22 protein-coding genes are annotated in these 23,230 nt (G+C 31.6%); 11 read left to right on the forward strand and 11 right to left on the reverse strand.

The annotated features are described in order from the left end of the window. Positions 1-28: 28 nt before the first annotated feature. From AC0L3M_RS06445 to rpsF, 4 genes are all read right to left on the reverse strand, one after another. A complete protein-coding gene (locus tag AC0L3M_RS06445) occupies positions 29-3,145 on the reverse strand; it encodes a TonB-dependent receptor (protein ID WP_473432260.1) in 3,117 nt (1,038 codons plus the stop codon). A gap of 129 nt (positions 3,146-3,274) precedes the next feature. Further along, positions 3,275-3,718, reverse strand: a complete 444-nt coding sequence (gene rplI / locus AC0L3M_RS06450) for a 50S ribosomal protein L9 (protein WP_145002098.1) — start codon at positions 3,716-3,718, stop codon at positions 3,275-3,277. 13 nt (positions 3,719-3,731) lie between these two features. Then, positions 3,732-4,028, reverse strand: a complete 297-nt coding sequence (rpsR, locus tag AC0L3M_RS06455) for a 30S ribosomal protein S18 (protein ID WP_028281796.1) — start codon at positions 4,026-4,028, stop codon at positions 3,732-3,734. Positions 4,029-4,030: 2 nt separating this feature from the next. Beyond that, on the reverse strand, positions 4,031-4,369 hold the full coding sequence (gene rpsF, locus AC0L3M_RS06460) for a 30S ribosomal protein S6 (protein WP_145002099.1): 339 nt from the start codon (positions 4,367-4,369) through the stop codon (positions 4,031-4,033). Between the two features lie 211 nt (positions 4,370-4,580). Between rpsF and AC0L3M_RS06465 the strand changes: the two genes are divergently transcribed. Further along, positions 4,581-5,276: a LytR/AlgR family response regulator transcription factor gene (locus AC0L3M_RS06465; protein ID WP_145002100.1), complete on the forward strand. Its 696-nt coding sequence runs from the start codon at positions 4,581-4,583 to the stop codon at positions 5,274-5,276. A gap of 72 nt (positions 5,277-5,348) precedes the next feature. On the opposite strand, the gene priA is transcribed toward AC0L3M_RS06465, so the two are convergent. Genes priA through nadC form a run of 4 tightly spaced genes read right to left on the reverse strand, consistent with a single transcriptional unit; the run spans position 5,349 to position 10,080 of the window. Further along, positions 5,349-7,802: a replication restart helicase PriA gene (gene priA / locus AC0L3M_RS06470; protein ID WP_473432261.1), complete on the reverse strand. Its 2,454-nt coding sequence runs from the start codon at positions 7,800-7,802 to the stop codon at positions 5,349-5,351. Positions 7,803-7,831: 29 nt separating this feature from the next. Beyond that, entirely contained in the window at positions 7,832-8,251 is a 420-nt protein-coding gene (locus AC0L3M_RS06475; protein ID WP_145002102.1) for a DUF2147 domain-containing protein, read from the reverse strand. 2 nt (positions 8,252-8,253) lie between these two features. Beyond that, positions 8,254-9,183: a YihY/virulence factor BrkB family protein gene (locus tag AC0L3M_RS06480; RefSeq protein WP_145002103.1), complete on the reverse strand. Its 930-nt coding sequence runs from the start codon at positions 9,181-9,183 to the stop codon at positions 8,254-8,256. Between the two features lie 36 nt (positions 9,184-9,219). Then, the gene (gene nadC, locus AC0L3M_RS06485; protein ID WP_473432262.1) at positions 9,220-10,080 is read right to left on the reverse strand and encodes a carboxylating nicotinate-nucleotide diphosphorylase; all 861 of its coding nucleotides are present in this window, start codon (positions 10,078-10,080) and stop codon (positions 9,220-9,222) included. 198 nt (positions 10,081-10,278) lie between these two features. On the opposite strand from nadC, the gene AC0L3M_RS06490 reads away from it, so the two are divergent. The 5 genes from AC0L3M_RS06490 to AC0L3M_RS06510 all read left to right on the forward strand — a co-directional run bounded on the left by AC0L3M_RS06490 (position 10,279) and on the right by AC0L3M_RS06510 (position 15,328). After that, entirely contained in the window at positions 10,279-11,055 is a 777-nt protein-coding gene (locus AC0L3M_RS06490; protein ID WP_473432263.1) for a hypothetical protein, read from the forward strand. Between the two features lie 31 nt (positions 11,056-11,086). Beyond that, positions 11,087-11,560 carry a 23S rRNA (pseudouridine(1915)-N(3))-methyltransferase RlmH gene (gene rlmH, locus AC0L3M_RS06495; protein ID WP_145002106.1) on the forward strand — a complete coding sequence of 158 codons (474 nt, stop codon included), beginning with the start codon at positions 11,087-11,089 and terminating at the stop codon, positions 11,558-11,560. A 33-nt stretch (positions 11,561-11,593) separates the two neighbouring features. Next, positions 11,594-12,169 carry a non-canonical purine NTP diphosphatase gene (locus AC0L3M_RS06500; protein ID WP_473432264.1) on the forward strand — a complete coding sequence of 192 codons (576 nt, stop codon included), beginning with the start codon at positions 11,594-11,596 and terminating at the stop codon, positions 12,167-12,169. Positions 12,170-12,487: 318 nt separating this feature from the next. Further along, on the forward strand, positions 12,488-14,368 hold the full coding sequence (locus tag AC0L3M_RS06505; RefSeq protein WP_473432265.1) for a DEAD/DEAH box helicase: 1,881 nt from the start codon (positions 12,488-12,490) through the stop codon (positions 14,366-14,368). Between the two features lie 114 nt (positions 14,369-14,482). After that, positions 14,483-15,328: a carboxypeptidase-like regulatory domain-containing protein gene (locus tag AC0L3M_RS06510; RefSeq protein ID WP_473432266.1), complete on the forward strand. Its 846-nt coding sequence runs from the start codon at positions 14,483-14,485 to the stop codon at positions 15,326-15,328. Between the two features lie 79 nt (positions 15,329-15,407). Here the strand turns inward: AC0L3M_RS06510 and AC0L3M_RS06515 are convergent, their stop codons facing one another. Then, positions 15,408-16,067 (reverse strand): TrmH family RNA methyltransferase, encoded by a 660-nt coding sequence (locus AC0L3M_RS06515; protein ID WP_292946636.1) that lies wholly within the window; start codon positions 16,065-16,067, stop codon positions 15,408-15,410. A 63-nt stretch (positions 16,068-16,130) separates the two neighbouring features. Next, positions 16,131-16,958 carry a CHRD domain-containing protein gene (locus AC0L3M_RS06520; protein WP_473432267.1) on the reverse strand — a complete coding sequence of 276 codons (828 nt, stop codon included), beginning with the start codon at positions 16,956-16,958 and terminating at the stop codon, positions 16,131-16,133. Positions 16,959-17,063: 105 nt separating this feature from the next. Between AC0L3M_RS06520 and AC0L3M_RS06525 the strand changes: the two genes are divergently transcribed. The 3 genes from AC0L3M_RS06525 to AC0L3M_RS06535 all read left to right on the forward strand — a co-directional run bounded on the left by AC0L3M_RS06525 (position 17,064) and on the right by AC0L3M_RS06535 (position 19,785). Continuing rightward, positions 17,064-17,735 carry an SIR2 family NAD-dependent protein deacylase gene (locus AC0L3M_RS06525; protein ID WP_473432268.1) on the forward strand — a complete coding sequence of 224 codons (672 nt, stop codon included), beginning with the start codon at positions 17,064-17,066 and terminating at the stop codon, positions 17,733-17,735. Between the two features lie 2 nt (positions 17,736-17,737). Beyond that, complete coding sequence (locus AC0L3M_RS06530; RefSeq protein WP_473432269.1) at positions 17,738-18,664, forward strand: DUF4421 family protein; 927 nt, start codon at positions 17,738-17,740, stop codon at positions 18,662-18,664. A 113-nt stretch (positions 18,665-18,777) separates the two neighbouring features. Next, positions 18,778-19,785 (forward strand): hypothetical protein, encoded by a 1,008-nt coding sequence (locus tag AC0L3M_RS06535; protein WP_473432270.1) that lies wholly within the window; start codon positions 18,778-18,780, stop codon positions 19,783-19,785. Here AC0L3M_RS06535 and AC0L3M_RS06540 read toward each other — a convergent pair whose 3' ends face one another. Further along, complete coding sequence (locus AC0L3M_RS06540; protein ID WP_473432271.1) at positions 19,786-21,423, reverse strand: ABC-F family ATP-binding cassette domain-containing protein; 1,638 nt, start codon at positions 21,421-21,423, stop codon at positions 19,786-19,788. 421 nt (positions 21,424-21,844) lie between these two features. On the opposite strand from AC0L3M_RS06540, the gene AC0L3M_RS06545 reads away from it, so the two are divergent. After that, complete coding sequence (locus AC0L3M_RS06545) at positions 21,845-22,411, forward strand: RluA family pseudouridine synthase (RefSeq protein WP_473432272.1); 567 nt, start codon at positions 21,845-21,847, stop codon at positions 22,409-22,411. A gap of 348 nt (positions 22,412-22,759) precedes the next feature. Then, positions 22,760-23,206, forward strand: coding sequence for a KTSC domain-containing protein (locus AC0L3M_RS06550; protein WP_145002118.1), 447 nt, complete (start codon positions 22,760-22,762; stop codon positions 23,204-23,206). Positions 23,207-23,230 lie beyond the last annotated feature (24 nt).

The raw sequence follows: 23,230 nt of genomic DNA on the forward strand, positions 1-23,230 counted from the left end.
AATTTAAAAAATATCTGTGACGTATGGACTAGAAAATGTATCTAACTCCAAATTGTGCTTGCCATCTTGATAAAAGGCTTGTATCGTATGAAAAAGTTTCGGTTACACCTGTAAATGTATAGGTTGGTACTCCAGATGCATCTACATCTACACCAACTGGTTGTACAGATGTTGGTTGTTGTACTACTCCCCAATCACTATTTAATAAGTTACCTAAGTTTAAAATATCAACGCTAAATTGGATTGTGTTATAATTATCACCACCAACGTTAAATTTATAATCTTGTAATAATTTTAAATCCCAACGTCCTCTCCATGGTGCTAATGCTCCGTAACGCTCTACATAATCTCCACGACGATCACTTAAGTAATCATCTTGTTGGATAAATGCTTCAAAAGCTTCTGCTTGTCCAGCTCCAGAAAATTGCATTTGCTGCAGCTCTGAAGAAGTTGGAACATATAATAAATCATTTAAGTTAGATCCATCTCCATTTAAATCTCCACCATAAGTGTAGTTAAAACGTCCACCTTGTGCGTATTCAAAAAATGTAGAGATTGTAGTAGCCCATTTGTCTTTACCATAAGTAAACTTTTTACTTGCTACACCAATAAAACGGTGTGTGTCTCCATATTTAGAGTAAGACAACACGTCGTTATTAGCATTACCAACTACTGGGTTAAATGCAAAAGCATCTCCAGTGATTTCTGCCTCGATTGAGTTAACGTCTTTTGAATTTAAATAGTTGTATGCTATAGTTGTATACAATCCGTTATCAAATGTTTTTTGCGCTTTTGCTGTAAAATTCCAAACGCGTCCTTTATCCGAATTTGTAAATACATAAGCATTATTAATAATGTCACCTGAAGTATAAATTGGTCTTGTGTCTCCTGGTGCATTAAGCACTCCTGAAGGGTTACGTAATCCCCAATTTTGTACATGCGCTCCATTAATATCTTTTGTGTAAGAGATATCTCCTGTTGCTATAATACCGTTTTCAAATCTGTAATCTGTACCTATGTTTGTTCTCCATACTTGTGGAAATTTAAAATCTGGATCTACTACTTGGTAAAAGAATACTTCTGGATTAGCTATTTGATTACCTAACCAAACAAATGGTAAACGACCTGTAAATAATCCTGTTCCACCACGTACTTGAAAACTGTTATCTCCTTTTACATCGTAATTAAAACCAACTCTTGGAGAGATTAATACTTTGTTTGAAGGCATTTTAGTGTTATCTAAAAATACACCTTCTCCTGTATTTGGATTGGTATACTCAATACCTGGAGCATAACAACATGCTCTGTCAATAACCTCTTGTGCTTTAGTAGAAGAATCAAAAAATAATGGTTTGTCAAATCTTACACCATAGGTTAATTTAAAGTTTTCTGTAACATTCCATTCATCTTGTAAATAAAATGCTAATTGTCCAACATTAGTTTCTGCTAGAGCAAATCCTCCTGCAACACCTTCTCCGTTTGCTTGTAAACTTGCATCTGCAGCAGCAGCTTCGTTAAATAAATTTTGTAATTGACCAGAATCCACAAAGTTTTGGAAATCATCCATTGTTGTGGTTGGGAAGAAAACACCTTGTGCACCATAAGCACCTAAATTAAAAGAGTTATCAAACTGAAATTTTTCATATGAAAAACCAACAGTATATGTATGATCACCTTCTACATAATTTAAATTATTAGAAAATTGAAACACTTTTTGGTCTAATCTATTGTTAATTGAAAATGGCTCATGACCAGCAATTATATAGTTTGATCCACCATCTGTAATTGTAATCGTTGGTGCTGGCGAAGATAATGCATCTCTAAAGTCATCAAAATGCGTATAACCCATTTGAAATTTATTAGTCACATTTCCTGATAAAGTAGAATTTAACTCAACTTGTACTGACTGTATATTGTTATTAATTTCATAACCCGTATTTTCAAATTGTAGTGTATTAGTATTAGGACCTCTAAATCCTAATGCAGATGGATGGGCTGGTTTTTCTTTAGAGGCATTTAAAAAATTATAAATTACTGCTAAACGGTTATTATCATTAATATTCCAATCTAATTTAAATAACCCTTTAGTAGAGTTTGAATCGTAATTAAATCCTTCAAACCTTCCTGGATCATATCCTAAATCTAATAATGCATTTTGTACAGTTAATAAGTCTTCTAATTCTACTCGACTTTCATTAATTGCACCTGTACCTCTATTTGGAGCAAATCCGTTTGTTCCTAAATCTGAACGCTCATCTTTTTCAAAGTTTGCAAAAAAGAATAATTTGTTTTTAATTACAGGACCACCAATACTAATTCCGTATTGATTTTGCTCTAAATCTGATTGAAACACGTCTTCTCCTCTTATTTTACCACCAGTCATGTCTTCATTTCTTGTAAAACCATAAACTGTACCATGAAACTCATTAGTTCCACTTTTTGTTACTGCATTTACTGCAGCACCTGTAAATCCAGATAATGTCACATCGTAAGGCGCTAATGATACTTGTATTTGATCGATAGCATCTAAAGATATTGGTTGCGAGTCGGTTTGACCTCCAGGAGTTGCTGCATCTAATCCAAACGGATTATTAAATACTGCTCCATCCAGTGTAAAGTTATTAAACTGGTCGTTTCTACCTCCAAAAGAGTTTCCTGATGATGAAGGCTCTAGCCTTGTAAAATCTGAAGCTGATCTAGAAATTGTTGGTAACGTAGTTAATTCACGTCGTCCAACACTTGTTTCTGCTCCTGTTCTATCACTTCCAAACGTTCCGGAAGATGAACCTGTAATTACGACCTCATCTAGCGATACTTCACTAGAACTCATAACCGCATCTAAATTTGTTGTTTTACCTAATGTTAAATATACATCAGAAAAAATTTGATCTTTAAAACCAACATAGGTTATAGATACTTTGTATGGTCCTCCAACCCTAAGGTTAAGTAAATTGTAACGACCATCCAAATTTGTAATTGCACCATACTTTGTTCCTGTTGGCTCATGGATAGCAACAACATTAGCTCCAAATAATGGCATATTAGCATCTTCTGTAATAAGTCCCTTAATATTAGCTGTGGTAACTTGCGCAAAACTTAATACTGTAAATAGCAATAAAGCTATAGTTAAATTTAGTTTTTTCATTGTGTTGTGTGTTTGTTAGACATTATGCGTGCATAATATTTAACAAAAATATAACAAAAAAAGCCACTCTTAATAGAGTGGCTTTAATATTATGATATAATTTATTAACGTATTGTTAACAAATCTAAGTTATGCTTGCGCTACAACTTCAAATTCTAAATCAACATTTACAGCTCTGTGTAAACGTACTGCTGCGTTATATTTACCTAAACGCTTAACTGTAGTTACAGAAATGTATTTTTTATCGATGTCTTGACCTTCTTTAGCTAATGCTTCAGCAACGTCAATGTTGTTTACAGATCCAAATAATTTGTCTCCTTGACCAACTTTAGCAGCGATTTTGATTTCTAAAGCTTTAATTGCTTCAGCCACTTTATTAGCTTCTTCAACTTCTTTAGACTCTTTGTAAGCACGTTGCTTTAAAGTTTCTTCTAATACTTTTTTAGCAGATTTTGTTGCTAAAACAGCATGACCTGTAGGGATTAAAAAGTTTCTACCATAACCGTTCTTAACCGTTACAACATCGTCTTTAAATCCTAAATTCTCAACGTCTTGTTTTAATATAAGTTCCATTGTTATGATATTTTTATTTTAATAAATCTGCTACGTATGGCATTAAAGCTAAGTGACGTGCTCTTTTTACAGCTACAGACACTTTTCTTTGATACTTTAATGACGTACCTGTTAAACGTCTTGGTAAAATTTTACCTTGAGCGTTAACAAATCCTAATAACCAATCTGCATCTTTGTAATCTACATACTTGATACCAGACTTTTTGAAACGACAATACTTTTTGTTTTTGTTAGTTTCAATATTTAAAGGAGTAAGATATCTAATTTCTCCTTCTTTTTTTCCTTTTGATTGTTGTTCTATACTTGACATAATTACGCTTTTTGTTTAAGTTTAACTCTTCTACGTTCCGCCCATGACACTGCATGTTTGTCCATAGTTACAGTTAAGTAACGCATAAAACGCTCATCACGTCTAAACTCTACTTCTAAAGGATTGATTACTTCTCCTTCTACTTGGTACTCAAATAAGTGATAAAATCCACTTTTTTTGTTTTGTATTGGGTAAGCTAACTTTTTAAGTCCCCAATCTTCTTTTGATACCATCTTTGCTCCTCTAGATACAAGAAATTCTTCGTATTTCTGTACTGTTTCCTTTATCTGTGTTTCAGATAAAACGGGATTTAAGATGAAAACAGTTTCATAATGATTCATAAAAATCTAATTTATTTGTGTTAAAAATGAGTGCAAAAATACTTCTTTTTATTTAATCCCACAAATAGTTTTTAATCTAAATTTAAACTTAATTTACAGCCAATTAAAAGTCTTAACTAAATGTTAAAAGTTACATTTTAGCGATGTTTTTTGGTTTTAATCCCTTTTTTCGTACTATTGTCGATAACTTAACCTATAAAGAACATATACTATGATATTAAATTGTGTAGTAGTTGATGATTCAGCGATACAAAGACTTTCTATTGTAAAATTAATAGAGAATAATAATCATCTAAATTTAATTGCTGAATATAGCAGTGCTTTAGAGACTAAAAACGGTTTAAATACCCACAAAGTTGATCTTATCTTTTTAGATATTGAGATGCCTGTTTTAAATGGTTTTGAATTACTTGACGTACTTAACAATAAACCCCAAATTGTTTTTGTTACAGGTAAAACAGAATACGCTTTTAAGGCATTTAATTATGATGCGACTGATTATTTACAAAAACCTATTACTAGAGAACGTTTTAGTCAAGCTGTAGATAAAGCTGTAGAGCATCATAAATTAAAGTTAGATTATAACCAAGAAGAAGGAGAACACATCTTTGTTAAGAGTAATCTTAAAAAGCGTAAAGTTTATATTAGAGATATTAAATGGATTGAAGCACTTGGTGACTATGTAAAACTAGTTACTGAGGATACAAGCTTAGTGGTATTATCTACAATGAAAGCTTTTGAAAGCGAATTACCTGACGGTAAGTTTTTAAGAATCCATAAGTCTTACATTGTAAACCTTGACAAGGTTGATCGCTTTAACAGTAAAAATGTTGAAGTTGGTGCTTACGAAATCCCGTTAAGTAGAAACAAAAAAACACAATTAGTAGATGCTTTAAACAGTATCTAATCACAAAATATAATGCCCTAAAAAAACCTGCTTTTAAAAGCAGGTTTTTTTATTTCTAGTAGTTAATTAAACTTAATAATTATCGACGTTAATAACAACTCTAACACCTTTAAAATTACCAATAGCCTCAAAACTAGTATGTACTTTTTTGATAGCTTCTTTAGTTTTACCTAAGGGTTGACCTTGCGGAATCTTTATTAAAATGTTTTTATGGTATTGGTTTCTTATTCTTGATATTGGCGGAAACTCTGGTCCTAAAACATTATGCTTAAACAATTGTGTTAATGCTTTTGCTAGCCAATCTCCTGACAAATCTACCTTATTATAATCCCTATGCTTAATCGTAATTTTAATTAATCTGTAAAATGGTGGATATTTATAGTTATAACGTTCTTCCAGTTGCTCCTTATACATTCCAATATAATCATTAGTAGATACTTGTTGCAAAATTTTATGGTAAGGATTATACGTCTGGATTAATACTTTTCCTTGTTTTTGGGTGCGTCCTGCTCTACCAGAAACTTGTAACATTAACTGAAAACTCCTTTCATGCGCTCTAAAATCCGGAAAGTTTAACATATTGTCAGCATTCATAATTCCTACCAACTTTACGTTTCTAAAATCAAGTCCTTTAGTTAACATTTGTGTACCAACTAAAACGTCAATTTCTTGCTGCTCAAACGCTGTAATAATTTTTTCGTAACCAAACTTACCTCTTGTAGTATCCAAATCCATACGACCTACTTTAAGATCTGGAAACAGCAATTTGACTTCGGTTTCTATTTGCTCTGTACCAAAACCTTTAGTATCTAAACCTGGCGTACCACACGCCATACATTTTAGCTGCATAGCACTATTATAACCACAATAATGGCAACGTAATTGTTTGCGGTATTGATGATACGTTAAACTAACATCACAGTTAGGGCATTGTGGCGAATGTCCACACGTATTACACTCTACAATTGGAGAATATCCTCTTCTATTTTGAAACAATATAATCTGATGTCCATCTGCAATAGCTTCAGTCATTTCTTCTATTAATCTATCAGAAAAATGACCTTTCATTTTTTTCCGTTTCTGCTTATCTTTAATATCTACAAGCTCGATATCAGGCAATTGCACATTATTGTATCGTCGATTTATTTCGACTAAACCGTATTTTTTTTCTTGTGCATTGTGATAGCTTTCAATACTTGGAGTTGCACTTCCTAGTAGTGTTTTTGCTTTAAATATTGAAGCTAAAACTACAGCAACATCTCTGGCATGATAACGTGGTGCTGGATCAAACTGCTTAAAGGAAGACTCATGCTCCTCATCGACGATAATTAAACCCAAATCGTTAAATGGTAAAAAAATGGACGATCGTGCTCCTAAAATTATTTTCGCTTTCGCGGAATTATTTAGCACTTGGTTATAAACCTCGACACGCTCATGAGCAGAATACTTGCTGTGAAACACTGCAACTTGCTCTCCAAAGTAATTTTGAAGTCGTGTTACTAATTGTGTTGTTAATGCTATTTCTGGCAATAAATACAACACCTGTTGTCCTTTACTTATAACAGCTTCTATTAGTTTTACATATACTTCTGTTTTACCGGAAGATGTTATACCATGCAATAACACAACGTTTTGAGTTTGAAAACTGGTCTGAATTTCTTGTAATGCTTCAGTTTGATACTGATTTAATGCTTTTGAATCCTCAGTATCTTCACCATCATAAACGACGCGATCTGTTTGGATATGATAATCCTCCAGAATATTTTTATCTATCAAAGCCTTTACGGTTGCAGATGACGCTTGACTTTCTGTAATCAAATCTGTTACTTTAACAGGTTTTTTGGTCTTTGCCGAAATAGAAAATAATGTAAGCACAACGTCACGTTGCTTTTTGGCTCGATTACTTAATGTTTCTAACAATTGATTTAAAGCGTCTTGAGAGCTGTATGCTTCTGTTAGCTTAACATACCTAACATATTTTGGTTTGTACTTATCGTAGATTTCTTCATTTAAAATAATAGCTTCTTTTTCTACTAATCGCTTAACAACAGGAAGCACATTTTTTTTATCCAAAATATTAGAAATATCCTGAATTTTAAGCGACGATTGATGCTGCAATGCTTCGTAAATCAAATACTCGTCGTCTTTTAAATCGTTCTCATTTAAATCTAAAGCATTGTTTTTACTTATTATAGTTTCGCTTTCAAGCAAAAAAGCATTTGGTAAAGCTGCACGCATTACTTCGCCTTCTGTAGACATGTAATATTTAGCAATCCATTGCCACAATTGTAATTGTGTTTGGGTTACAATGGGTTGTTCATCTAAAATTTGATGAATCTCTTTAGCCTCATATATAACAGGTGCTGTTTGATGTATTGAAGCTACAATACCTGTGTAAATTTTTGTTTTCCCAAAAGGGATAGACACACGCATACCAATAGTTAAAAACTCGCTTTCTGCTTGCGTAATACTATATGTAAAACGTTTTTCTAATGGTATTGGCAGTATGACATCTATAAAATGCAATGGTTAGGCTGTTGTGTTTAATTAATATATTATTGTATTCTTTCCCAATATTGTGTCGAGTAGAAAAAACCAATATAGCCTCTAACCTGAAGTTTTCCTTCATCTGTTACGATTAGTCTTAAATCGTACTCTTTACCATTTTGCGGATCTACGATAGTTCCGTTTTTAAAGTATTTACCATCTTTGGTCATACTTTTAATAATATCTAAACCTAAAATTGGCTTATTATAATCGTCACCTTTACACTTTACGCAAGGTAAGTCACGTCGTTCTTTATTAAAAATCTCGATAATTTTACCAAAGACCTTTCCGTCTTTTTTGTATATCTGAACAATAGACTTAGCCTCTCCAGTTTCGTCATCAATGGTTTTCCATTTTCCTAAAATATCTTGTGCGTTTACTGAAAAACCAAAGATTAATACTATTACAATAATGATACTCTTTTTCATAATTAAAAACTTTTACGTAGTTGTTTTAAAGACATGTTTAACTCAAAACCCAATAATAAAATATTGGCATTAAGCCATAAATAAAATAATAAAATTAATAGTGCTCCAATTGATCCATATAACTCATTATACTGAGCAAAATTTTCAATATAAACACCAAATAAAAAGGAGGTTACTAAAATTAAAATGGTGGTAAATAATGCACCAATCGAGAAAAATTTAGAGGACTTCCCTTCTGCTGTACCAAAATAGTACAACACTGCTGTTGCTATGTATACCATGACGACAAAAAATCCGTATTGTGCCAAAGTACTCCATATACTAACTTGCCTTTTGGCAATATAACCATGATTGGTTAAATTATCTATTACATAGATATTAAAATAACCTAAAACAGCAACGGTTATAATTAGTAAAAATGACAAAATTAACGCAATGCCTAATGCGTAAAAATACTGTTTAAACACATTGCGTGTTAATTGATCGTGATACGAGTTTTCAAACCCAGAAAATAAAGCATTAATACCATTAGCCATTAAAAAAATGGATAATAAAAATACGGATGATAATAATCCTCCATTTTGATTTCCGCCAATATTGTTAAATATATTATCCGAGAAAAAATCTGATGTGGTTGGCGGTAAAATAGACTCTAAAAACACCAAAAAATCTGTTTGAAAATCTTCTATTGGAATATAAGGAATAACAATAATTACAAATAACAAAAACGGAAATAACGCCATAAAAAAGCTATAAGCAATTGCACTTGCTCGTGCTGTTAAGGCTCCTCTAGCGATACCAATTATGTACAACTCTATTAAATCGTATAATGACAAACCCTCTAGTCCAGGCAATTTAAACCTACCTAATAGCTTAACCAAAAGGTTAACCACAGGGATTTTACTAAGCTTTTCTTCTATTGCTTGAGACATTATTTAGATAAAATTATTGTACTGTTACAGGATGTATTAATCAACTGCTTTTAAGCTTAAATCCATGTTATAAACTGAGTGCGTTAATGCACCAGAAGAGATAAAATCTACGCCACATAAGGCATATTCTCTAATCGTTTTTTCATTAATACCACCAGAACTTTCTGTTAAACATTGATCACCAATTAATTTAACTGCTGTTTTAGTGTCTTCGTAATTAAAATTGTCTATCAAGATTCTGTAAACACCATCCGATTTTAAAATCTCTTTAATTTCGTCTAAATCTCTAGCTTCTACAATTATCTTTAAATCACGATTGGTTTCTTTTAAATATTGCTTTGTTTTATCAATTGCTTTTGTAATGCCTCCTGCAAAATCTATATGATTATCCTTTAACATAATCATGTCATAAAGTGCAAATCTATGGTTTTCTCCTCCTCCAATTTTTACAGCCCATTTTTCAATAGCTCTAATACCTGGAGTAGTTTTACGTGTGTCTAAAACTTTAGTACCTGTGCCTTCTAACAAATCTACAAATTGTCTTGTTTTTGTTGCAATAGCACTCATACGTTGCATAGCATTTAATACTAAACGTTCTGCCTTTAATATAGATTGTGATGCACCTGTAACATAAAATACAATATCACCATATTTCACTGTGCTTCCATCCTCAATCAAAGTCTCTACAACTAGGTTTGGATCTACATATTTAAATACTTGTTTAGCAAACTGGACACCAGCAATAATACCATCGTCTTTAACTAACAATTTTGCTTTACCTTCTGCAGTAGCAGGAATACAAGATAATGAGCTATGATCACCATCGCCAACATCTTCTCTAATCGCGTTGGTAATGATTAAATCTATTTCTTTATCAAATTGGGCTTGACTTATCATGTGTTTCTTATTTGATGTAAAAATAACAAATGCTTGTTGAATAATTATTTAAGAAACATTATTTTTGAAAATAAATCTATCACTATTGACTTTTAATCACTTACAAAACTAAGTTAGTAAGCCTCAAACCTAAATAATACGCCTATGTTTAATCGTTCTACTTTTTTACTGATACTAATTTTTCTTTTTTGCACTGCTATGCATAGTCAAAACTCAGTTTACATAGATGAAGATTTTACTAAAATGGATTCTATTAGCTATTATAAAAAATGTAAAGGGATTACAAAAAAATGTTTACAATACAAAACAGATAGTTTGACTGTAAATAAGCTTTCTCCAATGTATCGTTTTGGCAAATTAAAGGTTGATGAATACGATCAAATTAAGACCTTAATACAATCTCAATCCAACAATACTAAGGATAATAAATACATTGTTGTAAAATATTATGATTCACTTTTTGGATTTGAAAGAGCAGAAAAAATTCATGCTAAACACAAAATAACAGAGTCTTTTTATAGAAGCTCAGGCAAAGTGTATGTAAAACAAGTAAAAAGTCATCCGTTTAATGAAGACATATTTAAAGAAGAAAGAGCAGATTGGCAAAAAAGAAGAGAAAAATGTATTGAAAAATACGAAAAACGCTATCCATTAGATTTTGTTCATATGTACAAAACTGAAGAAAACGCTTTAAGTACTTATGTGGATTTTGAATGGATTAAAGATCAAGGCGCTTTTAAAAACAAGTTTTTTGACGTTCAGAATAATTATAACCTACTAATAATTAAATCTGATGGCGAATACTTTTTAAGTGGTGGACATCTAACAAATAGTAAATTTGAAAAACTACTTAAAACAGACGATTGGACAAAATTTAAAGCCGACCTTGAAGCGTCTAACACTAAAAATTTTACCGAAGGAAAAGGTATATTTAGTAAATATGAATTTTACCATAACAGCAAACACTGCTTTTAGTAACACATCAAACTAATTCTAAAATTAACATATGACTATCAAACTGCTTGCTATAGGCAAAACAGACAATAAACAACTACAACAGTTAATTGATGATTATACAAAACGATTAGGCTTTTATATAGGTTTTGATTTAGAAATTATACCAGACTTAAAAAAAGTAAAAAACCTTAGCGAAGACCAACAAAAACAGAAAGAAGGCGAACTAATTTTAAGCAAACTTAAACCTACGGATATTTTAATATTACTAGACGAAAATGGCAAACAATTTGACAGCGTTGGTTTTGCAGATTATTTACAAAAACATATGAATTCTGGAGCAAAACAAATAGTATTCGTAATTGGTGGGCCTTATGGATTTAGCCCAGAAGTTTATGCCAAAGCACAAGGAAAAATATCGCTATCTAAAATGACATTTTCTCATCAAATGGTACGTCTATTTGTTATCGAGCAATTATATCGTGGCTTTACCATTTTAAGGAACGAACCATACCATCATAGGTAAATCAATTTAAATTAATAATCAAAAATTATATACATGCAACTTGTTTTTGCTACTAATAATCTAAATAAAGTTAAAGAAGTCCAAGCTTTAATTCCTGCACACATAAAACTACTTACCCTAAAAGATATTGGATGCTTTGAGGATGTACCAGAAACCCAACCAGATATCAAGGGTAATGCTATACAAAAGGCAGAATATATCAAACAAAACTATGGTTATGATTGCTTTGCAGATGACACAGGATTAGAAGTAGATGCTTTAAATGGACAACCTGGTGTTTTTAGTGCCAGATACGCTGGACCACAACGCAACGACAGTGATAATATGGATTTATTATTAACCAATCTTAAAGATAAAAATAACAGAAACGCACAATTTAAAACAGTCATAGCGTTACACATAAATAACAAACTAGACACGTTTACAGGTATTTGTAAAGGCGAAATAACTACAGTTAAGCATGGAGAAAAAGGCTTTGGTTACGATCCCATTTTTAAACCAAATGGATACACATACACTTTTGCCGAAATGGATTTAACAGAAAAAAACAGCATTGGACATCGTGGTAAAGCAGTACAATTATTAGTCAATTTTCTTAATAATCTTTAAACAGGTTACAGGATTTAACAAATTGAATTCAATTAAGCCAATAATTATCTTTTCAAGGTTAATTTCATGACTGTTTGTAATGTATTCATCATAGTCACAAAAACACTAACGCCTTTTATTTACAGCACTTACAGAGGATAAAATAATAAAAATTGAATATCAGAAATAAAAACGTACCTTTGCACCTTGAAAAACCCAAGAGGGTTATTTTATTCCTCAGAGAGAGGATGTGTTATTAGAAGTTTAGGTTAAGTATATTCAATGCGCTTCTATTTGTAACACCAAACAGATTGACATTGAAATACATACTATAAAAGAATGAGCACATTCCAAGATTTAGGTCTAAACGAAGATCTATTAAAAGGTATTGCAGATTTAGGTTTTGAAACACCATCTGAAGTACAAGAAAAAGCAATCCCAATTTTATTAAACGAAGAAACAGATTTAGTAGCGTTAGCGCAAACTGGAACTGGTAAAACTGCAGCATTTGGTTTTCCAATGTTACAAAAAATTGATGTAGACAGTCGTACTACACAAGGTTTAATATTATCTCCAACGCGTGAGCTATGTTTACAAATTGCTAACGAGATGAAAGCCTACGGAAAACACCTTAAAGGGTTAAACGTTGTTGCTATTTATGGAGGATCAAGCATTACTGATCAAGCAAGAGAAGTAAAAAGAGGTGCACAAATTATTGTAGCAACTCCTGGTCGTATGAAAGATATGATCAACCGTCGTTTAGTAGATATTACTAAAATTCAATATTCTGTTTTAGATGAAGCAGATGAGATGCTAAACATGGGTTTTAAAGAAGATATTACAGATATTTTAGCTGGTACTCCTGAAGACAAAAACACATGGTTATTCTCTGCAACTATGCCAAAAGAAGTCGCTAGTATTGCAAGAGATTTTATGAACAGCCCACAAGAAATTACTGTTGGTCATAAAAATCAAAGTACAGATAACGTATCGCACGAATACTATTTAGTAAATGCACGTGATCGCTACCAAGCTTTAAAACGTTTAGCAGATGCAAATCCAGATATTTTTTCAGTTATATTTTGTAGAACAAAACGTGATACTCAAAAAGTAGCAGAAAACTTAATCGAAGATGGTTATAGTGCAGGAGCATTACATGGTGATTTATCACAAAACCAACGTGACATTGTCATGAAACAATTTAGATCTCGTCAAATCCAAATGCTTGTTGCAACAGACGTTGCTGCACGTGGTATTGATGTAGATGATATTACACACGTAATTAACTACCAATTAAGTGACGAAATAGAAACTTACACACACCGTTCTGGTCGTACAGGTCGTGCAGGTAAAACTGGTGTATCAATGGTAATTGTTTCTAAAAGTGAAGTACGTCGTTTAAAAAGTATCGAACGTATTATCAATCAAAAATTTGAATTAAAAGAAATTCCTAACGGAATGGAAATTTGCGAAGTACAATTAATGTCTTTAGCAAACAAAATACATAACACAGAAATTAATCACGAAATTGACAAGTATTTAGAGGACATCAACACATTGTTTGCTGATACGTCTAAAGAAGAGTTAATTAAAAAATTCTTTTCTGTTGAGTTTACACGTTTCTTTAATTACTATCAAAAATCTAAAAACCTAAACGTTACAGCTGGAGACTCTGGACGTGATGGTGGTCGTGAAGGAAGATCACAATCTTCTGGAAGTGCTGCACGTTACTTTATTAACGTTGGAGAAAAAGATGGTTATGACTGGATGAAATTAAAAGATTTCTTAAAAGAAGTTTTAGATTTAGGTCGTGATGATGTATTTAAAGTTGACGTTAAAGAAACATTCTCTTTCTTTAATACTGAAAAAGAACACCAAGAAAAAGTCTTAGCATTCTTTACTGACTACAAGGACAACGGACGTTTTGTTAATGTAGAAGTTACAGAAGACAGAGGCGGAAGTCGTGGTGGTGGTCGTGATAGAAACCGTGGAGGTGGCGGAAGACGTCGCGATGGTGGAAGTGGTGGCGGAAGACGTCGTGACGATAAACCAAGAGGAGAAAGACGATCGTCTAGAAGAAGCGATGACAGTTCTGGTAACAGAAGTGACAGACGCAGAAGTAGCGATAGTAGTTCTGAAAGATCTAGTCGTTCTAACAGAGATAAATCAGAGTTTAAAACCTCGCACTCTAGACCTACACGCTCTAGACGTAAAGATTAATACAACCTACTAGTTAACTTAAAATTAAACCTTTTTGTTAATATTTAGTCAAAAATAAAAGAAGACGCTATTTATAGCGTTTTCTTTGTTATTTTTATAACTGAAATTTCATACATGAAGTACTACTTATTTATTTTACTAGTTGGTTTAAGCACAACTTTTGGTTTTTCTCAAACTAAAAAAGAAAACACAAAAGCAGTAACTTCTATCAAAAAAAGTATTGACTCTTCTGCTGTAAAAGCAGAATCTACTGTCAAAGGTATAATTATTGATGCCACTTCAAGACAACCCTTAGAAAACGTAAACATTGTTAATCTAAATCAAGTTATAGGTACAGCTACAAATGATAAAGGTGAATTTGAATTGCGTGCACAAGCAAATGATACCCTTCACCTATCCTATTTAGGTTTTAAATCCATTAAAGTTAAAGTAACCAATGACTGGGTTGATCAAATCGAAAAATCTACTATTACACTAACAGAGTTAGCTTTAGCTCTAGAAGAAGTTGTTGTTACTGGATTAAAATTAACAGGTTATTTAGAAGTAGACATTAAGCAAGTAAATATAAACACAAATTATAGATATAGTATTTCAGGTCTTTCTAATGGTTATGAAGCCGGAAAAAAGCAACCTAGTGCTGTAACTAAGGTTTTAGGATCAATATTTAATCCGCTTGACTTTTTATACAATACCTTTAGTAATAAAGGGAAAGAGCTTAGAAAGCTAAAAAAAATGAAAGAGGATGATAATATACGTAACACGTTAGCTACACGCTTTGACAGAGAAATGTTGATAGCATTACTTGGTGTTAATAAAGTTGATTTAGACGAAATTGTTAGCCAATGTAACTACTCTGAAGAGTTTGTAACAACAGCTAATGACTTACAAATATTAGATGCTATTAGTGAGTGTTATGAAGAATATAAGGTTTTAAATCGTGGTCGTAAAAAAAGACTATAATTAAACTATTTTACAAGAAATACAAAAAAGCTCAAATTAATTTAATTTGAGCTTTTTTTATATACTAAATTAAAGTCAATCACGATTTGTCGCTATAAAATCGCGCAACTATGTCGTCATAACTCTTAATTGTTTTTTTACACCAATCTAGTCTTTTTTCTAACTTTTCGTCTTCAGTTAATTGCCAATTAATATCTGTTTTTTTTAACTTAGATGTTGCATGTTGTAAAATAATTGCAGCACTAACAGATATGTTTAAACTTTCAGTAAAACCAACCATAGGTATTTTTAAAAAGCTATCTGCTTGATTTAAAACAGCATCAGATAATCCTTCAGTTTCTCTTCCAAAGAAAAAACACGCTTTTTTAGTGACATCAAAATCATACAAATCACAATCATCTGTATGTGGTGTTGTTGCTACAATTTGATACCCTTTTTGTTTTAAGTTTTTAATACAATCTGTTACAGTATCAAAACGGTTTAAGTCTACCCATTTTTGCGCTCCCATCGCTATTTCACCATCAATACTTTTACTATTAGTTTCTTCTACAATATTTAATTCTTGTAAACCAAAAACATCACAAGTACGCATGACAGCACTAGTATTGTGTAATTGGTAAACATCTTCTGTTGCGACAGTAAAATGTTTTGTACGTTGATCTAAAACTTGTTTAAAACGTGCTAATCTATGGTCTGTTAAATAGGTTTCTAGATGTTGTAATAATTGTAAGTCTATCATGGTATAAAAATAAAAAACCTGATGGTATTAGCATCAGGTTTTTTAAATAGTTTAATATTATAATTAATTGGCTCCTATGTTACCTTGTGCTAGTATAACCCCTAAATTAGTTGCGCTTAAGTGCACATTAACGTATCCATTGACTGTAAAAACATCGTCAAACCCAAATGGTGTACCGTTATCTAATTGTGCCACATTAGTTTTACTAATTCTAGAAATTACAGGATTAAAGGTAAAAGCAATAGCTCCTGGTGCTGTTGCGACACTTCCTGAATGGATATGCGCTGGATGTACACCTCCTTCAGGGCTTCCTATTAAAGATATTTCAGCAAGAGCTTCTCCATTAACGCGTTCAGTAAAGGTTATAGTTCCAGAAATATCACTCACATCAACTTCGCTTAAAGGATAACTAAAAGTATTTGTTGTTAATATATTTTGACCAATATCTGACTGTGTTACAATAACGTTACTTGTTTCGCTTTGATTGATCACAATATTTCCATCAAAGTCTAATAAGGCTTCATAAGATATAGTGGTACCATCTTCTAGTGTAGAAAAGGTGGTTCTGCTTTTTCCAGAATTACCATCAATAGGAACTAAATTTATTGCTACTTGGCTATTTGCACCATCGTAATCTGCTGCTGTGTCAAAAGCGATTTTGGCAGGATAAAACTGATTAGATTCGGTTCCAACCAAATTAACTTCGATAGTTATTGTACTGTTGGAATTTTTAAAATATTCTATTGTACCAAAGATATTAGAATCACCAAATGCTTCGATATTAAAAATTTCTGAAGCTATAGATGTTATTTGTTCTGAAGCATCATCATCAGAACAATTGGTAAATAATGTAATAGAAATACAAAGAAAAAGATACTTGAGGGTTTTCATGGATTAATTTTTTAAAATGAATAACTTAAATTTTTTACTAAGCTTTAAGATATTAAAGGGAATTAATCTTAAGTTTATAATCGAAATTCAAATGTAGTAAAAAAAATGAAACATCTAGTAGTACTTACAGGTGCAGGTATTAGTGCTGAAAGCGGAATTAAAACGTTTAGAGGTGCAGATGGGCTTTGGGAAGGTCATGACGTTATGCAAGTAGCCTCTCCAGAAGGCTTTGTTAATAATCCAGCACTAGTCCTAGAGTTTTACAACCAACGTAGACGTCAACTATTACAAGTAAAACCTAATAAAGCACATTTAGAGTTGGCTAACTTAGAAAAACATTTTAAAATTACTATAATTACTCAAAATATTGACGACTTACATGAACGTGCTGGAAGTACAAATGTTATCCATTTACATGGCGAATTATTAAAAGTGCGAAGTACTAAAACCGAAACTAACATTTTAGATTGGAAAAAAGATTTAAACCTTGGTGATTTAGACAGTAATGGTCATCAATTACGACCACATATTGTATGGTTTGGAGAAGCTGTCCCTTTAATAGATAAAGCTGTAGAGGTTTGCGCTACTGCAGATAAGCTGCTAATCATTGGTACCTCTTTACAAGTATATCCTGCTGCCAGTTTAATGCATTATGTACCAGAAAATACACCTACTTTTTTTATAGATCCTGATCCTTCAATTTCTAGCTCAAAAAACTTAACTGTCATTGCAGAAACTGCTACTAAGGGTATTGACACATTTATCTCTGTTTTATAATTATGAGATATTGGCTTGTAGTATTAATTTTGTTTTTATGTACAATTGTAGTTAGTCAAAACGCTGTACTTTCGTTTAGAGAAAATCTATTACTAAAATCAAATATTAACACGCAAAACGAATCCTTTTCAATACAAAACAACAACCAATCTATTCTTGTTAATGCTAATAATACCTATCGGTTAGAAGTTGGTGCTAACTATAAATTTTTAGGATTAAAAATCGGATTTTCGCCAAGCAGCAGATCTTCTGATTTTAAATCAAAATTTTTGAATTCGCAATTAAATATCTTTATTAAACAGTGGATACAAAGTTTTGAGTATAGAAAAGTAAAAGGTTTTTATCAAGAAAACAATGCGCAGTTGTTAGCTCAATTTCCTGATTTAAAAACAACAAGTTGGCTTGGTACAACCTCTTATGTTTTAAATGATAATTTTTCGTTGAAACATTTAACACATCTAAATGAATGGCAACGAGAAACAGCTGGTAGTTTTGTCCCAACTTTAAAATACGGTTTTAATAGATTAAGTAATATTATTGATTATCAAAAAGTAGCAGAAAATAGTTTTGACCTTTCCTTTGCTCCTGCTTACTATTATACTTGGGCCTTCAAGGAACATTGGTTTATATCCTCGTCTATTGCTCCAGCTGTAGGTGTTAGGTTTACTACCGAAAAACTAAACACTGCTATAAATAAAGACACTTTTATATCGCGAGCATTAGATTTAACACTACAATTTGGATATACTTCTGAAACGATAAGTGCAGGAGCTAGTTTTAATTTTGACTCCAATGCTATTAATAAGGATCTGACACAAAGTATGGTTAACGATAAAAGTTATGCTAGCCTTTATTTTGGTTATAGGTTTACGCCTCCAAATTTTTTAAAACGAACGGTAGAACAAATAGAATCCACCATAGGCTTATAAAAAACAAACAAATTGAAAACCAACAGATTAAATATATTTAATCAAATTAGTTATTATGGTTAAGGTGTTATATATTTAATCAATAATCGCTATTAACCAACCACTAAATAAATATGAATACTAAGAAGATAGACCTTCTTAATATTGGACTTATTACCATATCATTATTGATTGCAATAAAAATTCCTTTTGAATTGTTTTTGTTTTCTTATGCTATTTTAGGACCATTGCACTATTTAACCGAAATTAATTGGCTAAAAGAACGTAATTACTTTGTACAGAAAAATATAAAGTGGACGTATTTTTTTACTGTTTTTGCCATAATATTGGCTATATATCCTGTTTACAAATTTTTAGATTTAGGCTTAAATAATAGCTTTAATGATCTTTTAAAATTAATAAACCAAAACACAAACGCTTTACTGTTAATAGGCTTTTTTCTTGCTGTAGGATTAATATTTGTTAGCAAGGTTAAACATCTAATACTCATATTATTTATTGCTGTAGTATTAGCCTTCACTTTAACATTGTATGTACCAAAATACTTGTTATTTGTTGGGCTATTTTTACCAACGCTTATACATGTGTATCTGTTTACTTTTTTATTTATAATTTTTGGAGCTTTAAAAGCTAAAAGCAAGTATGGATTTATATTGGCATTTATATTATTATGCGTTCCTATTATTATTTGGCAAATTCCGATAAATGCCAAAGGTTATAATTTGTCACAAAGTGCTATTGACACTTATGTAGATAGTAATATGATGGGAGTAAATAGTACTATAGCAGGCTTTTTAAATCTATTTGAAAACGGAAAATTTTATGCACTATCTGAAGTAGGTTTAAAGATTCAAATATTTATAGGTTTTGCGTATACCTACCATTATTTAAATTGGTTTTCAAAAACATCAATAATAGGTTGGCAAAAAGCTATTTCTGTTAAAAAAGGGGTTTTAATATTAGGTATATGGATAGCTTCCGTAGCATTATACTTATATGACTATAAAACTGGATTAGTTGCTTTATTCTTTTTAAGTTTTTTGCACGTATTTTTAGAGTTTCCTTTAAATGCTCTAACTATAAAAGAAGTCTTTTCTATTAAAAACTATAAGCTAAAATAGCTATTTCATTAAATTAATATCTGCAATACTTTTAATACGGTTTCGTTCTAAAAAGGCATCAATAGTTTCAAAATGCTCAATAACACGTTGGTCTTTAAATTCGAAAACTTTTTCTGATAAACCTTGTAAAAAATCTCTGTCGTGAGACACCAAAACTAATGTACCATCAAAGGATTTTAATGCTTCTTTTAAAACATCTTTAGATTTTAAATCTAAGTGGTTTGTAGGCTCATCTAGTATTAATAAATTAACAGGTTCTAATAATAACTTAACCATTGCTAATCTTGTTTTTTCTCCTCCAGATAGCACACCTACTTTTTTATCAATATCATCGCCTTTAAACATAAAACGACCTAAAATATTTTTAATTCCAGTCCTAGCGTCACCTTTAGCAACCTCATCTACAGTTTGAAAAACTGTTAAATCATTATCTAACAAAGCTGCTTGGTTTTGTGCAAAATAACCGACTTGCACGTTGTGTCCAAGACTACACGCTCCATCATAATCAATTTGCCCTAAAATAGCTTTAATCATAGTAGATTTACCTTCTCCATTACGTCCAACAAAACTAACTTTTTCGCCTCTTTTAATAGACATATTAGCGTCACTAAACACAACGACATCGTCATATTTTTTTGTCAAATTTTGTACAGATACTGGATAATCTCCTGATCTTGGTGCTGGCGGAAAACTAAGTTTTAAAGCTGAGTTATCAACTTCATCAATCTCTATAATTTGTAGCTTTTCAAGCATACGCTCTCGTGATGTGACTTGGTTTGTTTTAGAGTAAGTCCCTTTAAAACGCTCAATAAAAGCCATATTGTCTGCAATAAATTTTTGTTGCTCTTGATAGGCTTTAATTTGATGACTACGTCTATCTTCTCTTAACTGTAAATAATGACTATAATTAGCCTTATAGTCGTAAATACGACCCATTGTTACCTCAATAGTACGATTGGTTATATTATCAATAAAAGCTCTGTCATGCGATATTACCATTACTGCATTAGCTTTATTAACTAAAAAGTCTTCTAACCATATAACAGATTCTATATCAATATGGTTTGTTGGCTCATCTAATAAAATTAAATCTGGCTTTTGTAATAAAATTTTAGCTAGCTCAATACGCATACGCCATCCACCAGAAAACTCGTTAGTTAAACGCGTAAAATCTTCTTGTTTAAATCCTAAGCCTTTAAGTGCTTTTTCCACTTCTGCATCGTAATTAACATCCTCTAAAGCGTAATATTTTTCGCCTAAATCAGATACTTTTTCAATGATAGCCATGTACTCATCGCTTTCATAATCTGTTCTAGTTTCTAAAGCTTTATTAAGCGCTTCCATTTCGTCACGCATAGCATAAACGTGCTTAAACGCTTTTGCTGCTTCTTGAAAAACAGTACAGTCATCCTCTGTCAATAAATGTTGCGGTAAATAAGCAATAACAGCGTCTTTAGGTGCTCTTACATGACCTCTTGTAGGCTTTTGTTCGCCTGCAACAATCTTCATCATGGTTGATTTACCTGCACCATTTTTACCCATTAAAGCGATTTTGTCTGTTGGATTAATTACAAAAGACACATCACTAAACAAGGCGGTTCCGCTAAACTCTACTGCTAAATTATCTATAGAAATCATAGTCTGTTTTTTAAAGTTGCGAAAGTAATAAAAAGTGTGGATTTACTTCTATTTAATATTTGATTTTGTCTGTTATTTCAAGTACCTTCGATAATATTCTAACCCTTTTATAATTTAGACAAATATCAATTTATCTCAAACCCATATTGTACCTAAACAGCATGTACCAATAAGACTTCAAGATTATGGTGTTGGTATTTTTGAAGCTGCATTAACAAAATCTGCTTTAAAAAAAGTTTTAAAAAAGCAATACATAACTGTAAATGGTAACATTGCAACATCTGCAACTTATATTAATGGAGGCGAAACTATTTGCTTAACCATAACACAAGATGCACCTCCAAGAAAAAGTCTAACGTTTAAATTAGAGGTTTTATTTGAAGATGATTATCTTGCTGCTATACACAAACCAGCAGGTATTTTGGTTAATGGTAATAGCTTTAAAACTATAGCCAATGCACTGACACAAAATATAACTAGAAGCACACTTAGCGACGTAACAAAACCACAGCCTGTACATAGATTAGACTTCCCTACCACTGGTATTTTACTAATTGGTAAAACTAGTAGCAGTATACGTGCCCTAAATACTTTGTTTAAAAACAGAGCGATAAAAAAAACGTATTACGCAGTAACTATAGGGACCATGCAACAAGAAGGTTGTATTACCACTACTGTAGATGGTAAAACTTCAAAATCAAAATATAAGGTACATCAAACGATAGATTCTAAACGTTTTGGAAAATTAAATTTAGTCCAATTAGAGCCTTTTACTGGAAGAAGGCATCAATTACGCAAACATCTTTTTAGTATAGGCAACCCTATTTTAGGTGACAAAGATTATGGCTTTGAAAACTTAATATTAAACGGAAAAGGTCTATATCTGCATGCTTATTCTTTACAATTCACCCATCCTTTTACTAATGAAAGCTTATCTTTAAAGGACCAATTACCTAAACGTTTTAAAAAGTTATTTACTGACATTTAATTTTTATTAAATTTTAAAAAGAAACCTCCCAAAAATGAAACGCTTCCATTTTACAAATTTTATTATTCTAGCTGCTACTGTATTATTAATTATTAATATTTATGATCTAGATTTTAATAATATTAAAAATGGACCCTTTAGCGGAATCGTATCTAATCTTCTTATAATTATAGCCATGATACTTACCAGGAGAGATATTAAAAAAAGAGAGAGCAAAAACTAACTTTTAAGACTAATTAGCTGTTTTAGAGACTATAAATTACAAATACGTTAATTTATTATAACTTTCTAACACTCAATTCAAAACAAAATAGTACTTTCGCGCCTTATTTAAAAAAAGCATCTGTTATGAAGCGTATTAATGAGTACAAAAAACTATTTAACGTAGATCAAGATTTATCTTTAAAAACGTTAAAATCGTCTTACCGTAATTTGGTTAAAGAATGGCATCCTGATAAGTTTCAAGCAGGTGATGAAAAAGCGCAAGAAGCAGAATTAATGAGTCGTAAGGTTATTGATGGATACCACTTTTTAGTTAGTATCTCTCCAGAAACTATTGAGGCTAACAAAGAAGAATATGCAGTAACAGTTACTAGTCCTATTATGGATTGGAAGCATAAAGGTTTGTTATTAGAAGTTACTTTTTTAAATGGAGATACTTATGAGTACTTTGGTGTAAACAAAGCGTTATACATTAAGTTTTCTCAAAGCGACAAGCAAACACGTTTTGCTAAACGTAGTATTTTTAATTCTTTTCCTTACAGAAAAATTAAAAAGAGTGAAGTTACAGCTTAATTGCTAATACTTAATACACATAAA

It is taken from the genome of Olleya sp. KJ81-1 (assembly GCF_055808135.1).

Bases quoted from the DNA above. Each gene is read 5' to 3' on its own strand.
- AC0L3M_RS06445 (WP_473432260.1), bottom strand. From the start codon at position 3,145: ATGAAAAAACTAAATTTAACTATAGCTTTATTGCTATTTACAGTATTA.
- rplI (WP_145002098.1), bottom strand. From the start codon at position 3,718: ATGGAACTTATATTAAAACAAGACGTTGAGAATTTAGGATTTAAAGAC.
- rpsR (WP_028281796.1), bottom strand. From the start codon at position 4,028: ATGTCAAGTATAGAACAACAATCAAAAGGAAAAAAAGAAGGAGAAATT.
- rpsF (WP_145002099.1), bottom strand. From the start codon at position 4,369: ATGAATCATTATGAAACTGTTTTCATCTTAAATCCCGTTTTATCTGAA.
- AC0L3M_RS06465 (WP_145002100.1), top strand. From the start codon at position 4,581: ATGATATTAAATTGTGTAGTAGTTGATGATTCAGCGATACAAAGACTT.
- AC0L3M_RS06475 (WP_145002102.1), bottom strand. From the start codon at position 8,251: ATGAAAAAGAGTATCATTATTGTAATAGTATTAATCTTTGGTTTTTCA.
- AC0L3M_RS06480 (WP_145002103.1), bottom strand. From the start codon at position 9,183: ATGTCTCAAGCAATAGAAGAAAAGCTTAGTAAAATCCCTGTGGTTAAC.
- nadC (WP_473432262.1), bottom strand. From the start codon at position 10,080: ATGATAAGTCAAGCCCAATTTGATAAAGAAATAGATTTAATCATTACC.
- AC0L3M_RS06490 (WP_473432263.1), top strand. From the start codon at position 10,279: ATGCATAGTCAAAACTCAGTTTACATAGATGAAGATTTTACTAAAATG.
- rlmH (WP_145002106.1), top strand. From the start codon at position 11,087: ATGACTATCAAACTGCTTGCTATAGGCAAAACAGACAATAAACAACTA.
- AC0L3M_RS06500 (WP_473432264.1), top strand. From the start codon at position 11,594: ATGCAACTTGTTTTTGCTACTAATAATCTAAATAAAGTTAAAGAAGTC.
- AC0L3M_RS06505 (WP_473432265.1), top strand. From the start codon at position 12,488: ATGAGCACATTCCAAGATTTAGGTCTAAACGAAGATCTATTAAAAGGT.
- AC0L3M_RS06510 (WP_473432266.1), top strand. From the start codon at position 14,483: ATGAAGTACTACTTATTTATTTTACTAGTTGGTTTAAGCACAACTTTT.
- AC0L3M_RS06515 (WP_292946636.1), bottom strand. From the start codon at position 16,067: ATGATAGACTTACAATTATTACAACATCTAGAAACCTATTTAACAGAC.
- AC0L3M_RS06520 (WP_473432267.1), bottom strand. From the start codon at position 16,958: ATGAAAACCCTCAAGTATCTTTTTCTTTGTATTTCTATTACATTATTT.
- AC0L3M_RS06525 (WP_473432268.1), top strand. From the start codon at position 17,064: ATGAAACATCTAGTAGTACTTACAGGTGCAGGTATTAGTGCTGAAAGC.
- AC0L3M_RS06530 (WP_473432269.1), top strand. From the start codon at position 17,738: ATGAGATATTGGCTTGTAGTATTAATTTTGTTTTTATGTACAATTGTA.
- AC0L3M_RS06535 (WP_473432270.1), top strand. From the start codon at position 18,778: ATGAATACTAAGAAGATAGACCTTCTTAATATTGGACTTATTACCATA.
- AC0L3M_RS06540 (WP_473432271.1), bottom strand. From the start codon at position 21,423: ATGATTTCTATAGATAATTTAGCAGTAGAGTTTAGCGGAACCGCCTTG.
- AC0L3M_RS06550 (WP_145002118.1), top strand. From the start codon at position 22,760: ATGAAGCGTATTAATGAGTACAAAAAACTATTTAACGTAGATCAAGAT.